The organism is Vibrio cyclitrophicus (assembly GCA_023206055.1).
Lineage (GTDB): Bacteria > Pseudomonadota > Gammaproteobacteria > Enterobacterales > Vibrionaceae > Vibrio > Vibrio cyclitrophicus_A.
The window spans coordinates 2,256,553-2,272,204 of sequence record CP065366.1; the positions used below are offsets into that span (position 1 = coordinate 2,256,553).

Annotated in this window: 15 protein-coding genes; 1 reads left to right on the forward strand and 14 read right to left on the reverse strand. The window is 44.4% G+C overall.

Annotation, left to right across the window (positions count from 1 at the left end):
- Window positions 1-18: 18 nt before the first annotated feature.
- Together ITG09_09885 and ITG09_09890 are read right to left on the reverse strand one after the other, a co-directional pair.
- The gene (locus ITG09_09885) at window positions 19-1,113 is read right to left on the reverse strand and encodes a TRAP transporter substrate-binding protein (protein ID UPR51025.1); all 1,095 of its coding nucleotides are present in this window, start codon (window positions 1,111-1,113) and stop codon (window positions 19-21) included.
- A 545-nt stretch (window positions 1,114-1,658) separates the two neighbouring features.
- A complete protein-coding gene (locus ITG09_09890) occupies window positions 1,659-2,051 on the reverse strand; it encodes a MarR family transcriptional regulator (protein UPR51026.1) in 393 nt (130 codons plus the stop codon).
- A gap of 220 nt (window positions 2,052-2,271) precedes the next feature.
- Here ITG09_09890 and ITG09_09895 point away from each other — a divergent pair, with 220 nt between their 5' ends.
- The gene (locus ITG09_09895; GenBank protein UPR51027.1) at window positions 2,272-3,072 is read left to right on the forward strand and encodes a DUF2982 domain-containing protein; all 801 of its coding nucleotides are present in this window, start codon (window positions 2,272-2,274) and stop codon (window positions 3,070-3,072) included.
- A gap of 111 nt (window positions 3,073-3,183) precedes the next feature.
- Here the strand turns inward: ITG09_09895 and ITG09_09900 are convergent, their stop codons facing one another.
- From ITG09_09900 to ITG09_09955, 12 genes are all read right to left on the reverse strand, one after another.
- Window positions 3,184-3,837, reverse strand: a complete 654-nt coding sequence (locus tag ITG09_09900; GenBank protein ID UPR51028.1) for an MBL fold metallo-hydrolase — start codon at window positions 3,835-3,837, stop codon at window positions 3,184-3,186.
- Between the two features lie 99 nt (window positions 3,838-3,936).
- On the reverse strand, window positions 3,937-4,485 hold the full coding sequence (locus ITG09_09905) for a DUF882 domain-containing protein (GenBank protein UPR51029.1): 549 nt from the start codon (window positions 4,483-4,485) through the stop codon (window positions 3,937-3,939).
- Window positions 4,486-4,683: 198 nt separating this feature from the next.
- Window positions 4,684-6,222 carry a L,D-transpeptidase family protein gene (locus ITG09_09910; GenBank protein UPR51030.1) on the reverse strand — a complete coding sequence of 513 codons (1,539 nt, stop codon included), beginning with the start codon at window positions 6,220-6,222 and terminating at the stop codon, window positions 4,684-4,686.
- 80 nt (window positions 6,223-6,302) lie between these two features.
- Window positions 6,303-7,409, reverse strand: a complete 1,107-nt coding sequence (locus tag ITG09_09915; protein UPR51031.1) for a DUF1513 domain-containing protein — start codon at window positions 7,407-7,409, stop codon at window positions 6,303-6,305.
- Window positions 7,399-8,460, reverse strand: coding sequence for an iron-regulated protein A (locus ITG09_09920; GenBank protein ID UPR51032.1), 1,062 nt, complete (start codon window positions 8,458-8,460; stop codon window positions 7,399-7,401). Before ITG09_09920 ends, ITG09_09915 begins: the two co-directional genes overlap by 11 nt.
- A gap of 159 nt (window positions 8,461-8,619) precedes the next feature.
- Window positions 8,620-10,008, reverse strand: a complete 1,389-nt coding sequence (locus ITG09_09925) for a c-type cytochrome (protein UPR51033.1) — start codon at window positions 10,006-10,008, stop codon at window positions 8,620-8,622.
- 111 nt (window positions 10,009-10,119) lie between these two features.
- Window positions 10,120-11,379: a peptidase gene (locus tag ITG09_09930; GenBank protein UPR51034.1), complete on the reverse strand. Its 1,260-nt coding sequence runs from the start codon at window positions 11,377-11,379 to the stop codon at window positions 10,120-10,122.
- Window positions 11,380-11,556: 177 nt separating this feature from the next.
- The gene (locus ITG09_09935; protein ID UPR51035.1) at window positions 11,557-12,153 is read right to left on the reverse strand and encodes a GTP cyclohydrolase II; all 597 of its coding nucleotides are present in this window, start codon (window positions 12,151-12,153) and stop codon (window positions 11,557-11,559) included.
- A gap of 249 nt (window positions 12,154-12,402) precedes the next feature.
- On the reverse strand, window positions 12,403-12,579 hold the full coding sequence (locus ITG09_09940) for a hypothetical protein (GenBank protein UPR51036.1): 177 nt from the start codon (window positions 12,577-12,579) through the stop codon (window positions 12,403-12,405).
- Window positions 12,580-12,668: 89 nt separating this feature from the next.
- Window positions 12,669-13,109, reverse strand: a complete 441-nt coding sequence (gene nrfF, locus ITG09_09945) for a heme lyase NrfEFG subunit NrfF (GenBank protein UPR51037.1) — start codon at window positions 13,107-13,109, stop codon at window positions 12,669-12,671.
- Window positions 13,106-13,660, reverse strand: a complete 555-nt coding sequence (locus ITG09_09950; protein UPR51038.1) for a DsbE family thiol:disulfide interchange protein — start codon at window positions 13,658-13,660, stop codon at window positions 13,106-13,108. Before ITG09_09950 ends, nrfF begins: the two co-directional genes overlap by 4 nt.
- Complete coding sequence (locus ITG09_09955) at window positions 13,641-15,557, reverse strand: heme lyase CcmF/NrfE family subunit (protein ID UPR51039.1); 1,917 nt, start codon at window positions 15,555-15,557, stop codon at window positions 13,641-13,643. Before ITG09_09955 ends, ITG09_09950 begins: the two co-directional genes overlap by 20 nt.
- Between the last annotated feature and the right edge of the window lie 95 nt (window positions 15,558-15,652).

Below are 15,652 nucleotides of genomic sequence, written 5' to 3' on the forward strand. Positions count from 1 at the left end.
TAAGTCAATCGCTGTCGACTATTTCGCTTGGCTATTTAAATAAGCTCTGTGTGAAATATCCGTCCATGAGCGCACTTGCTCTAGGTAGCTTGCTTGTGAAGCTTGGATCTCTTTTGCTAACTCATCTTTCTCAGCATGTGCAGCAAGTAGGCGATCGTTCGCTTCCTTCAGTGCCGACATTACTTCAGGCGGGAAATCTTTAACTTGTACATCTGGGTATTCTGTTTTCATTGAAACCCAGTTCTTACCACTTTCGTGCGTTGCTTGTGTGTACATATCGTAAGCCGCAGTGCGCATTGCAACACGCAAGATCTCTTGTAGGTCTTCCGGAAGCTTGTTCCATGTGCGTTTGTTTACTAGGAATTGAAGCTCTGAACCCGGCTCATGCCAACCTGTGTAGTAGTAAGGCGCGATTTTATGGAAACCCATACGCAGATCAAGTGATGGACCAACCCACTCCAGTGCATCGATCGTGCGACGCTCTAAAGAGGTGTAAAGCTCACCCGGGGCAATGTTCGTAGGCTTAGCACCTAGCTCCGCAAGAATCTCACCCGCAAAGCCTGGGATGCGCATTTTCAGACCTTGTAGATCTTCAACGCTGTTGATCTCTTTTTGAAACCAACCGCCCATCTGGATATCCGTGTTACCACCCGGGAAAGACATCAAGTTATGTGGAGAGTAAACCTGCTCCATCAACTCCATACCACCACCGTGATAGAACCACGCGTATTGTTCTGCTGGCGTCATACCGAAAGGCATAGAAGTGAAGTAAAGAGTGTTTGGAACTTTACCTTTCCAGTAGTAAGAGCCTGAATGACCCATGTCGTATTGACCAGACTTAACCATGTCAAAAACGCCAAGAGGGGCTTTGTGTTTGTTTGCTGAATCGATTCTGATTTGCAGTCGACCGTTCGACATCTTCTCAGCCATCGCCGCCATGTTTTTGGTTGCATCACCGAAAACTGGGAAGTTAGGTCCCCAAGTTTCCGCAAGTTTTAAACGGTAAACCTTATCCGCGGCTGTAGCACCAGTAGCGACTAAAGCTAAACAAGCTGCAGCAGTTACTGCAACGTTTTTAAAAACTCGTGTGAGGGAGTTAGAGATGAGACTCATGTTCACGTCCTTTGTTGGGTTAACACTCTTTCTATGAGCATTTTTTATGATTCAACATAAGAGTGCACCGTGATGAGGCAACAAGATATCAGGGAGAGCACGCACGACGGACGTAAACAAACTGCGCATTAGACCAAAGGATTACGTAAAACTACGTAGGAGATAAATGAGCGGTGTCGATTTAAAAGGACTTATATCATTCACTATGAAAATGCTTATTGATAAATACCTAAGTATTAATAATTAAATACTATTAACAATTGATTGCCATTTCGTGATGGAGCTCTATTCATTGCTGCATTTTGAGGAAACCAATCAATACTTTGCTCTCTTATTCTACCTAGCTAACGCCCTACTTTAGTGCTTACTAATTCGAAGCTCTGACACAAACAACACTAGTCAGTTAAGACGTATAACGGATCGGAAATGAGATGATAGAACCGAGGTTTAGACTTGGGTTTGGGTTTGGCACAATGTGCCAGATACAAAAAAGCCTCGAAAATCGAGGCTTAAAAACTTAACGAAGCGAATGTAATCCCCCAGGATTAGATAGCTTTGTAGATAACCTTGTTACCTGCTAGCTGCTCTTTCGCTACTAGGTTTTCTTCAAGAAGTTTTTTCAATGCGCCTGTTGCCCATGAAGCTGCTTTCGCGTCTTCTTGACCAGCTTCTAAGCCGATACCTTTAGGGTTAATGCCTTCAGCATTGCTAACAACGATGTCTAGAACTTGTTGTTGCTTAGGAGTCAGTGCTACGGCAACTTCTTTAGTTGCTGCTACTGTTTTCTCTACCGCTGGTTTTGCTGCTACAGTTTTTTCTGCTACAACTTTCTCTGCGACAGGCTTCGCTTTTTTCGGCGTTGCCACTGCTTTAACTACAGCCGCTTTAGTGCGTTTCTGCAGTTTAGCCTGCACCTTACGCTTATGAGCAAGTCTCATTGAATATTTCTCCAGTTCACTGCTCTTTTCGCAGTGGTGAAAATTTGAAGCGCGATTTATACCAAAAAACAGGAGCTATTTGTAGAGTGAAGCGTCGAAAGTCGACGAAAAATACCGATATTGTCCACTAGCGTCTATTATTTAAACATCGACTTATCAATTCAGGGTCATATACACTGGTTATCCATCCAGACAAAAATATGAAAACTTGGTGTTGCCTATGGACACTCGTCACCTTACTAATTTCTCTTTGCCTTCATTCACTCGCTCGTACCGTATCCTCGCCGTTGTTTTAGGCTTCATTTGCTTGATTGTTGCGCTTTACAGTGACAATCCAAAGTTACTGATCGTGGGTGCATTTTGCAGTATTACCCTTCTAGGAACCGGTTACTATTTGATGCTGCGCAGTCGAGTGATGTTCACATTCACCCCAACTCATTTTCAGCAGCATTTTTATAAAGGTGGGTGGGTTTTAAAATGGAACAATATTGAAAAGATTGGTCTTTGCACTTATGAACAAGATGGTTGGCATCAGCCCCTGCCTTGGGTTGGGATTAAGGTAAAAGACTACTCGCCCTACCTCGATTCGATTTGCCCTAAAATCACTTGTGAATTATTGCTCAGCCAACGAGCACTTTTGTACTTGGGAGCCAAGCAAGCAGGCAAAGAGTCGAACTTTGAAGACATGGTTCTCGACTCATCGCATTACCACGCTCGCTGTACTGAAAGTGGCTGCGTGGAACTGAGCCAATACAAAGAGTCGCAGAATACCGACAACGTTAATTTCAACGATAACCAATCGCAGGACAACCTGAATTCACCAAATGAAACAAACAGTCAAAAGGCGGTGATTAAAGACTATTCTGGATTACAGGCGATGCTTGCTAACAGAATGAAGTATCAAAGGGGTTTCCATGGTTATGACATTTTCATATCAACCCATGATTTGAATATTAGTGGAGAAGAGTTTGTGGGGTTGGCTCGACGCTACTTGGCTGCCGCTGAACGACTTTCTGATTAAGATTTACCAGTAAGTTCACACGCAATAAAAAAGCTTAGCTTTCAGAATAAAAGCTAAGCTTCATTTTCAATCAATCGACACGAATAATCCGTCGTTTAATCAAAGCTTTAATTAGTACAGAGGCATTTCATCTGCTACAAACGGGTTTGATGCGCGCTCGCGACCAAATGTCGATTCAGGGCCATGGCCGGGAACGAATGTCACATCACTGCCCAGCGGCCAAAGCTTAGTCTTGATTGAAGAGATAAGCGTATTGAAGTCACCTTGTGGGAAGTCAGTACGGCCAATTGCGCCATTGAACAACACATCACCCACAAACGCTAAACGAGCTTGCTCACTGAACAGTACAACGTGACCTGGTGTATGGCCCGGCGTATGAATCACATCGATAACTTGATTACCAAAAGTGACTTTGTCGCCCTCTTCTAACCAAGTGTTTGGTTCAAAAGCTTTACACAGTGGGAAACCAAACATCTGGCTTTGATTCTCTAAACCTTGAAGCCAAAAGTTGTCTGCCTTGTGTGGGCCAACAACATTCACCTTCAAGATTTCAGCAAGGGGTACTGTTCCACCCACATGATCTAGATGACCGTGCGTCAGTACCAAGTTCACCACTTTAACACCTAACTCTTCGATGATCGCAGCCAGTTGCTGAACATCACCGCCCGGATCGACAACGATGCCTTCCATTGTCTCATCACACCACACAATTGAGCAATTTTGAGAGAAAGAGGTAACAGGGACAACTTGATACTTAAGAGACATATACAAACCTTAGAGGGCAAACTGAAATTTGGGCAAACTATGACATTGGATGTCTACTTTGACAAGTACCTAGCATTCGCTCGCAAATTCAGGTCAACGTTACCAACTGCGGACTGGACCAGTATCAATATGGATAAAATTGCTACGTGCATAATAACCGACACCACCCGCTTTCAAGCTTTTAGCTACGTCTCTCAACTCTTTAAGGTCAACACCATCGATACGGAAATCGATCGCTTTACCGAGCATGTGGTAACTCTTCTTAGCCACACCACTCGACTGAGAACGAAGGGCTTCATTGGTCGCCGGAGAACGATAACCAGAGATCACCTGAACTTCTTTTTGAATACCCAACACGTTTTGAATCTGAGTGATCTGATCAAACAAGTTCTTATCCATTGGGTGGATTTCATTGCGACGGAAATCGCGACATAGTTTGCTAAGGCGTGCCATCTCGTCACCAACATAGTTAGTGCCATCGAAATAACAAGTCTCTAATCGTTCACCAGTGTGAAGATTATTCATGCTAATCGTTCTTGGTTGATCCGGGTATGAAGCAAAAGCAATAGAAGGAGTAATAGAGGCGACAACAGCAGTACCACCAGCGTAAGTCAGAAACTGACGGCGTGAAAATAAACTTTGAGACATACAGCAAACAAACCAATTGTATCGAACGAAAAATGCACGATACATAATGGGGTTTGCTGCGTCAACGTACAAAAACCGCTCAAAACGTTAGTATTTGTAACCTTTGCAGGGTTAGTTGTTGATACTCATTATAATTTTATCAATAGAAGCTTGGTCGTTATTTTCCGGTCAAGATCACCTTTCTTGGTCATATTTCAATCAACCGCCCTCTTTGTCATATTGATAGATGTCGCCACGGTACTGTATGCCTCCTTCTTCAAACAACACGGTTTGATAAATGATATGCACTGGAATTCTCTTCTTGAGACGAACCTTTGTGTTCGGGGCAAGGGCGCTATTTTGGTTCGGTACTTTCCTGACCTTGGTGGCAAACAACAACTCAGCCAATTCTTCTGCATGCTCCACACGTATGCAACCTGAGCTATAAGCTCGGAAGTCGTTATTAAACAGGCCTTTACTTGGTGTATCGTGCAGATAGATCGCGCGCTTATTCGGGGTGTTGAACTTGTACAAGCCTAATGCGTTGCGTGAACCTGCTTGCTGACGCATTCGATATGGAAAAGAATTAAAGTTGATGGTCTGCCAATCGATCTCGGTGGTGTCGACGGTTTCCATTGAACGCCAACCGTCAATCACTTGGAAATTGTTTGTTTCAAGGTAGCTTTCGTCGGCTTTTACCTTTGGCAATATGTCTTTGACCATGATTTTCCATGGTACGTTCCAAGTCGGATTTAGAATGACCGAATCTAGGTTTATCTCTAAAAGCGGCGTTTTTCGCGATTTTCTGCCTACCACAACTTTCGACTCAAACACCTCTTCGCCACCCTCCCAATACTTCATGTCAAAGCTGGGTACATTGACCACGATGAGAGAGTCTCGGTCTCTTGGCCACATACGAACGCGCTCCGCATTCAGAGCCAAGGAGTTCAACCGATCGTCAAAACCCATATTGATCCATTTGATCGTGTCTGGCCCAATGATCCCATCATCCGTAAGACCATGCATGCGTTGGAAAGATTTAATCGCCGTTTTCAGGTCTCGATCAAACTCAGGGAAATCAACCGCGATCATCGAGGTATCAACGCCGACCAATGCAATACGCTCAACCAAAGTGGCTTTGTCCGAGAGCGAGTCTCCCAAGCGTTTCAATCCTTTCTGTCTGTATCGTTCGATATTGAGTTCAGACGCGGTTTCCAACACGGAATAGGTCGCTTTAAATTGGTCAAAGTCCCCTACAGGGGGTGCGTAAGACAACACCATCTCTAATAAGTAATCATTAGCCACACTGCTTTTCAGTCTCATCAGAATATGCGGCGAAGGTGCAGGTAATTTGGAATGCAGCTTACCCGAGAAGTACCACTCTTTACCGGCAAGCGGCGCGTTTTCAACGTAGCTTAGGTAATAAATAAAAGTATCAGTGAGTAAGATGTCTAGCTCTTGCCATTGGCGACGAGATTGATACTGTCGGATTTGCTTGAGTTGTCGTTCAAAAAGCGGTGCCATTTGCGCTTGTTCGAGAAGCGACAATTGGAACTCAAACGCTTTAACCAGCTCCGGAGAATCCCAAAGGGTAGGAAGAGAAGTCTCTTGATAGATACTCTGGGTAAGCTCTGGATATATAAGTATGAAAGAGAGTTCTGAATCAGCCGGAATGAAACGGCTCTCGTCAGAACTCTCAAAGCTCCATGCATGCACGGAAACTAACACCAATAATCCACAGAAGTATTTTGCTAACATGCTTAACTCCGTCACCAGTAATTCCATAAGTATGGCAAAGAAACAGGATAAGCATGTTATTTTTTAAGGGGCTTTATGAATTAGATTGCACTCCAGTGATTGTCCCACTGGATGGATGATTGCTGACTGGATTTCTCATAAGGCTTGCGTTGGCTCACCACACTACCCGCTCCAGAGCTAAGTCGAAACTCACCATCAAGCAACACAGCACCAGAAGCATCAGATAACGCAGAGAGTTCAACTAACTCTTTGGTCTCTTTAGACCAAATACCGTAGCAATTGCCTCTTGGCGACGTCGCAATAATCCAATTATCTGATGCTGCGATACTCGCAATATAGTGATTGAACCTTGCCCATTGCTCAGGCTCTGCGTTCAGTGATTCAAACTGTCCGCCTTTAGTATGCATCGCCAATAACGAAGGATACTCGTCTGGCTCACCACGATATTGCTGACCACAAAGTACGGTTTCAGTACCATCATGGGCTAAGTGTCGAATACTCAGCTTCTTGTCTAGCAATTCCATCTGATCAAGCAACACTCCTTCAGGAGAAACATAACTCAAACTAGGCTGCATTGAATCGAGATTTTTCGGTGTTCTGCCATCAGTATGAACGCCACCAACGCCAATCGCGAGATTACCATCAGGCATGATAATCACTTCATGTGGTCCGATACCGAAGCCAGTTAACTCCTCAACCTTACGATAACCTTGTGCGACATCGTAAACGCCAATTACGCCTTGGCTGGTGTCCGTTTTCCCTTGAGTGGCATACAGTAACTTACCATCCAATGAGTAAACGCCATGACCATAGAAGTGGCGGTTGTTACCTTTGACGACCATTTTGATCTGCTGACCACTTTTATAGTCAAACACCATAAAATAGTCACCAGGACGACGAGCAAAAACCACGGCATGCGATGAGGTTGGGCAAATCGCGACGCCATGACCACGATCGGGGATTGGAAGTTGGCTCAATGGCATACCAAATTCGTCAGCCACAACCGCAGAATATTGACCACGACCATTCAGCGCACAACCAATCAGTTGGGGATCATTAGATGTGCTCATGCCATCCTTTCGAGTTGCCCCATCCTTTCGACTCGCACACCCAAATGGAAGTACTGGAACAGCTGCACAACCCAGTGCAGCCTTGAGTAGCGATCTTCGTGTAGTATCAGTCACCATCGGTAGCATTAAATCCTATTACCACGCCAAGCTCTATCGCCACTTCTTCATGAATCAGGTACTTCAAACGTTCTAGTTTGTTGTATTGAGTCAACACATCTCGGTAGCCTTCTTTACTCTGCAGCAGCGTAAACAAGCTCGAATCCGTCGGCCAAGTATCTAACGTTAGCGTGAACTGGGCTGCAACGCGATCAGCAAGGTCGTTTAAGCCCTTCTCTCTCAATAAGCCATCTAGGCCATTACCATCAGCCAGATAAAGCTTTTGAAGTGCTGCTACATTCGCTTTTAGTTGAGTCATCGAGGTTTGTGCACGCCATGATTCTGAGAAGTAAGGGCGCGGATGACCGATTTTCGCCATCGGACGACTCAGCTTTTTCATGCTGTAATCAAGTTGGTTAGTTAGTAAAGCGATGTATTCAGACTCCCAACGAGTCTCGTCTAACGCTAACCAAGGGTTAACCTGCCATGCCTGTGCAATCGAAGATGACTTAATCGCTAAGTTTTCAGTAATCGCTTGTGACGATTGGCAACCGAATGCTTTGTCTTGAAGCAGTGGCGATTGCTCGTCATAAAGCGACCACTCCAACGCACCAAGCCCTTGAACAGTCACACTCTGCTGAGCAATTTCATCTTGAGACCAAACTTTATCTTGCTGAGTCAGCTGGCGCATTTTTAGGCCGGTAGTGTTCTTTTTGTCTGGCCAAAACTGAACATTCCAGCTCTCTTCCAGTGCTGCTGTTGGGCCTCTTTCTTGACCTTGTAGTGCCATCCAGCTGTTCATGGTGAGCTGCCACTGATTTTTCACAGCATCCAGTTCAACATTGTTGGTTTCACAGTAACCCTGCATCAAAGCTTCTAGCTCATTGGCTTGCTTAGCGAATAGGACGGCTGAATCAAACTCTTGTTGATATACGCTACGGCTGATATGAGCAGTCGTGTCTGCTTGATAAGAAACACCATTAACCTCAGATGAAGCTGTTTGCTCACCCGATGATTGGCAGCCTGCCATGATTAATACCGACAAAGGCATTAACAAAAATTTATGTGTCATGCTGTTACCTTACTTCCTAGTTTTTCTTTTAATTATATGAGTTCATTAAATATGAAACGACCGCTAAGCTCGTATTGCTACAAGTTCAACGGTTGTGTGCTTTAAGTTAACTTTTTATTGGTGCTAACTTAGTCGTTGAAGCGCTTAGCTTCAGACTGCCTATAGCGAGTTCAAAAATGCCAGCAGTGCTTCGCGCTCGGTCGCATTCAAAGATAGAACCTTCTGTTTCGCCATTTCAGCTTCACCACCGTGCCAAAGCACCGCTTCCATAACGTTTCTTGCGCGACCATCATGAAGCAAGAAGGTGTGACCATTAACTTCTTTGGTATAGCCTAATCCCCACAATGGCGTGGTGCGCCACTCTTGACCATTGGCAAGATATTCAGGGCGATTGTCCGCTAAGCCTTCACCCATGTCGTGTAGCAACATGTCGGTATATGGGCTAATTAACTGATTAGATAATGCAGGCAGACCTTCTCGCTCTGCCGTGCGGAATTCGGCTTGGTGACAACTTTGACAACCAACGTCTTTGAACAGTTTTTTACCTTGTACGACAGCTGGGTTATCTACGTTGCGACGAATTGGAACCGCCAAATGCTGCGAATAGAACTCAACAAAATCTAGGATGTTGTCGCTAACTTCTGGCTTACCACCATTTGGAAAATCATCACAAGTAGATTGTGCAGATGTGCAGTTTTCGTTCGGGAACAAGCTGCTTGTTAGGCCTAAGTCACCGTTAAATGCCGCCGCGTTTTGCTGCATTAGGTTTGGCTGTCCGGCTTTCCAACCGAAACGACCGAGCGCCATTTCATTGGTTTGGACATCAAGAACATAGTTGGCTTTACCCGACACGCCCTGTTTGTCTGCCAATTGTTGCTCGGCAAATCCTAAAATCGTTTCTTTTGGAATGCTCTCAAGCAAGCCAAGGCCGATCATTGGCGGGGCAACACGAGCTGAAAATTCAGTTTTAGGGTGCATCTCACCGAAAGCAAGTTCAGTAATCTTTAAAGTAGGTTTACGCAGAGTAACGACGGTGCCGTCTTTGAATTCAACAGGTACATCGGTGTAGCTGATGTTCACTTTACCCTCTGGTTTAACACCTTGAAGTGCGAAATCTTGTAGCTGACCGCCGTAAGTCGGTTCTGGAATACCACCATCGCGAATGAAGGCTTGTCTCTGTTCTGGCGTTTCAGCCGGAATGCTTAAACGAACCAACATGGATACTGCGTTCTCATCGCCTTTTTCTGGCGCGTGGCCACGACCATCTTTGATGTGGCAGTTTTGACAACCGTTGGTGTTGAATAGTGGACCAAGGCCATCACGAGCATCGGTTGACGAAGGTGCTGGAACCCAAGGGTTTCTAAAAAAGCTGTTACCTACGCTGAAATCTAAGCGTTTACTCATTGGCAAATTGGCTGCAGGAAGGGAAAAAGCATTCGCTCCCTCTTTCTTCACGGTAGTCTTGCCACCAGAGTAGGTTTCATGCGCGTGTAATGGAGATACGAAAAACAGTGCGGTTAATAGTGAGGCTGAAAGATACGACTTCATACATTGCCTTGCTGTGTTTTTGATTTTAGTTTTTATTTGGAGTGACTTTCTTGAGTAGCAAACAATTAAGGGCTCAATGAGAGCCCTTATATTAGATTTGGACTCGGGTTCTTAGAACTCGTGATCAGCCGTGTCTGGGTTTAGGCTATCAATACCAATCACACCAGCAGCACGCTCAATTGCAGCAGTTTGAGACACTAGCGCAACAATTGTTTTGTTTACTAGCGCGTTACCTGCAGCGTTGTCAGCAGCGATTAGCTGATCGAAGTGCTGGTTGTTTTTTTCTGCAGACGTTACTAACTCGCCGACTTGTGCACGTGCTAGGTCAAACTGCTTTTGGATCTCTTTCGCAGCTTGCTCATCTTTTTGCTCTACTAGGTCAAACAGGCTTGGACCTGAAAGTAGAGTACCGTCTTCGCGCTTGTACAGACCCGTGTAAACGTTGTAGATGCCTTGCTCGTTGTAGTAGTGAGAGTTGTGCGTGTTATCAGAGAAACAATCGTGCTCGTCTTCCGTTGAGTTAGCTTCTAGTGCCACCTTCATACGCTCGCCCGCTAGCTCACCTAGAGACAGTGAACCCATGCCGAATAGCATTTTACGTAGGCCGTTCTCGCTAGATTCAGAAAGAAGCTCTTGACGGTAGTTGCCTTTCTCGCCTTCAGCCCACTGCTTTTCCATCCACTCTAGATCTTGGATAAGTAGCTCAGCTGATGCTTTTAGGTATGCGCCACGACGGTCACAGTTACCATTAGTACACTCAGCGCCAACAACGAAGTCAGTGTAAGCACGCTCACCTGCACCGCTGTTTGTGCCGTTTAAATCTTGGCCCCAAAGTAGGAATTCAATCGCGTGGTAACCAGATGCTACGTTTGCTTCAGAACCGCCGATCTCGTTAAGGTCTGCGATTAGCTCAGGGGTGATGTTTGTTGCATCAACAGTCGTCTGACCAATTTGGAACGTTTTGTTAGCAACGATGTTTGCGCTAGCGCCTTCGTTACCAAGCTCATATTGGTAATCAGAAGAAACATAGTCGATAAGGCCTTCATCTAGTGGCCATGCGTTTAGTTGGCCTTCCCAATCATCAACAACAACGTTACCAAAGCGGAACACTTCAGATTGTTGGTAAGGAACACGAGACTCAAGCCAAGCTTGTTTTACTTGTTCGAAGTTGCCAGCAGAAGGAGAAGCTAAGAAGGTATCAATAGAAGAGTTCAACGCTTTTGCTGTGATTACTGAATCGGCAAACACTGCATGAGCAATATCTGCGTAATGTTCTACAACTTGATCTTGAGTTACGGCTGCGAAAGAAGAAGCAGAGGCAAAAATGAGTGACGAAGTTACGGCTTTGGTCACTAAAGATTTAATGGTCATGAAGCATCCTTGTTGAGCTTTAAATTATTATTCGTAGTAATAGTGCAAACCATTATCATTTACACTATGGATTTGAATAATACAAACTTACAATTTTATTGCAAGATAAATACAAAAAAACCTCACATTTGTGAGGTCTTTAAACATTTCTGTGTTAATCGCAACAGTGGGGGCTAATCAGATGTCCAGATTATGCTTACCGTGTGAGACTTTGGCCTTCAAGTAGCTTTCGTTACCCGATTTAATGTGGGCCGAAGTGTTAACCACTTCTGCAATCTCAATACCAAACTCTTTAAGTTCTTTGATTTTCTTAGGGTTGTTGGTCACCAAGCGGATTTTTGTGGTACCCAAAGCGCGCAGCATTTCTGCCGCTTCAGTAAAATCACGCAAGTCATCGCCAAAACCTAAATGGTTATTCGCTTCATAGGTGTTCATGCCTTCGCTTTGCAGTCGGTACGCATCAATCTTGTTATATAGACCAATACCACGACCTTCTTGGCGTAGATAAAGAATCACGCCACCCGTCTCACCCATAATTCTAATGGTTTCGTCTAGCTGCTCGCCACAATCACATCGAGAAGAATGGAAAACATCACCAGTAAGACACTCAGAGTGCATACGAACAAGAGGTATGTCTTGTGTTTTATCTGCTGATTTAAATATCACAGCAACATGCTCTTTATCTGTTTTCAATCCATGAAAAGACAGAAGTTCAGCATCAATACTGCTTGTTACCCCTACTTTGAAATCTATTCTGGCACGCACTTCCGCCATAGCTATACTCACTTGAAAATTCGATGTATTTAACAACACTACATGATATGTCTAGGCAATATTTTGTAGTGGACTATCTAATGATAGACACTATGAGGCTGTTAACAATTTTTTTCAAGGTCGACCTAGTACAAATTGTTATAATATAACAATTAATTTTCAAGTAAGAAAAAACCCCACATTAGCATGACCAACATGGGGTTATAAATTAGACAGTTGCGGCTAAAACGACACTTTTTTACAGAACGCTCAACTTACTTGAGTTTGCTTCCATATGACAAGTTGCACCCAAGCATTCTCTAATTCGGTTAACTCTTCTTGAGTTAGTGTAGAAATGCTCGACTTAGCACTGTATTTCTCTGCCCATTTATCTGACTGGACATGAGTATGGAACTCTTTCTTTAAATTTGAGATTACGTTATCCACAGATACATCCTTATATAGCAGTGCTTAGCCTTTATAATCGGTTAATGTTACAAAATACAGTTCAATTGGTAAACACTAATACACAATTTTTATGAGCCCTTCCTAACACTTTTTACTGATAGATATATAAATAAGAGAAATAATACGCTCGGTAGCAGCCAAAGTAATAGATTTGAAACCTTCATCGCCGGTTTATAAAGTACAAACTCACCAAACCTTTCCGTCATATATTGAGTAATTTCACTATTACTCTGCCCTGCTTTCACCATATTGAACACAACAAGGCGTAAGTCTTTTGCTATCGGTGAGTTTGATTCAATCAGATTTTGGTTTTGACATTGTGGACAGCGCAACGTTTTTGCCAAGCTGATAGCACGTCGCTGTTGCTCTGGGTTTTCAAACTCAAACAGTTCAACTTGAATACTCGTATCTTTATTACTGGCAGTAAACAGATCTTCAGCCATGGTAGGAAGGCTAATCACTACAAGAGCTGACAACATAAACAACGTTTGTATTAGAAACTTCATCATCCATTCACGCCATCAAAATACATCGCAAGTTCATCTTTCCATACCGTTTCATTAATCACGCCCAATAGCTTTTTAATAATCTGGCCATCGGCATCGACTAAATACGTTTCAGGCGTCCCGATTACGCCCAACTCTAATGCTAACTTACCTTGGGGGTCACTGATCACGGTTGAGTACGGGTTGCCATCATTCGATAACACATTAATCGCAGCCCCAGAGCTATCTCGATAATTAAGTCCGACGATTGGAATGCCTTTATCGCGAAGTTGAAGCAAAAATGCATGTTCGGTTTTACATATCCCACACCAAGAAGCCCAAACATTAACCAGTTGATAAGGATGTTGAGTGACATCGGTAAGCGTAATTTCTTGCTGACCACTAGCGCCTTCATTATTCACTAACACGGTCGATGCAAATTCTGGAAATGCCCTTTGTTGTTCAGACACAATGGTCGACTGCTGCTTATTATCAAGCGCAAAGACAAACCCGAGCACCACAATTAATGCTAAGGCAATGAGACTAATTAGCTTGTTACGAACGCTGGTATGCATACTGAGACGCCTTAACAGTTTTCTTTTTACGATGAATCAATGAGAGTAAAGCGCCGATAATGGAGAACAGCCCACCAAACCAGATCCAGCGCGCATACGCCTTATACTGAACACGAAATGCGTAAGCGGTGGAATCGACTTTCTCGCCCATGGTGATATACACGTCGCCATGCCAGAACCACTTCATTGCAGGCTCACTCATGTTCATGACTCGAACTTGGTAATGCCTTCTTTCTGGCGCAATGGAAAAGCTTCGTTCATTAGCCTCTAGGTCAAGCACTGCCCTTTCGGCTGTAAAGTTCGATGCAACATAAAGCTCAGTATCACGATGAGACAGCGTCCAATCCATAAACTCAACCTGTTCACCGGGGCTCAATTTATAGCTGCGCTCAAACGAATGGTAGCTGTTCATCGCCGCACCTACGGCTAATACTGCGAGACCCACGTGTGCGAACGTCATCACCCATACTTTACGTTGGAACTTGGAACTGCGCGTGACCACTAAGCCATAAACATGAGTCAGTACAATCCAAAACGCGAGTGACCATGTCATCAGTGCCATCACTTGAATCTTCTCTACCTGCACAACATAGCAGGTAAAACCGAGAGCAATAGATAGCATAACGATTATCACCGTAACGCCTTTCGACGCTTGGGGTTTGATACTGAGTAATGGAGCAAGACCAACAACGCCCATTGCGAGCAAAGCCAAAGGAGCAATCAGTAGGTTAAAGTATGGCGCGCCCACCGATATGTTCCCCAACCCAAGCAGCTCAAAGACCATTGGATAAAACGTACCAAACACCACAACAGCGGTCGCCAGTACAAAAATGAGCACTGCGACCAAGCTTAAAAAGCTCTTACTGGCGAAGCTGGTAATCGGGCTCGACTCGAAAGATTCACCTCGCACGATAAGAAGAGAAAACGAACTCACCAACACGACGACCAAGATCAGCAACAGTGCGATGCCTTTACTTGGGTCAACCGCAAAAGCGTGTACCGATGTAAGAACGCCAGAACGAACAATAAAGGTGCCTAAGATACTCAAACAAAACGTAATGAAAGCAAGGCTCAAAGACCACTTCAACAGTTGCTGTTTTCCCTTGGCAACACCCAAGGTATGTAACAAAGCGGTAGAAGTGAGCCACGGTAATAAGCTCGCATTCTCAACAGGATCCCAGAACCACCAACCGCCCCAGCCCAATTCGTAATATGCCCACCAAGAACCAAGAATGATCCCTGCGGTTAAAAAGATCCAAGCAAATAAACACCAGCTTCGACAATGAGCGACCCAATCAAACTCTATCGGATCCACTAATAGCGCTGCGACTGCAAAGGCCAGTACAACCGAAAACCCTACATAACCTAGATAAAGTAACGGCGGATGGAATATCAAACCGACATCTTGCAGCATTGGATTAAGGTCTCGTCCTTCAAGCGGCAAGGTTGAATTCAATTCAAATGGGTTGGATGCGAATAGCGTGAACCAAGCGAATATCGCGAGCAGCAGATTCATCACCCACAGTACACGGCTTTGATATTCACTTGAGTAGCGTTTTTGCAAAGCGATAACACCGGACCAACAGCTAATGGTCAACACCCAAAATAGCAATGAGCCTTCATGCCCTGCCCACACGGCAGCCATTTTAAAAAAGGGAGGTAACTGTGTATTAGAATGTTCTGCGACATACAGAATCGAGAAATCGTCACAGATAAAGGCATAACCAAGCAGAACAATAGCACCCAATGAAAATAGCGCGCTTGAAAGAGAGAAACTGCGAATTAAACCAAGATTCGGTGATTGCTTGGCGAGCATTGGGTAAATCGAATGCACGGCGATAATGCTGCTAAGCACAGCGACCAAAACTAAACTAAACAGCCCCAAAGAACCGACCATATCACCTCAATAAGGCTCCACCTAAGCAGAGCCAAGTAAAACCGTTGTTAGCTTCATTACGCAAAGAAACAGAGAATTAGTAAGCAAATGCTCAG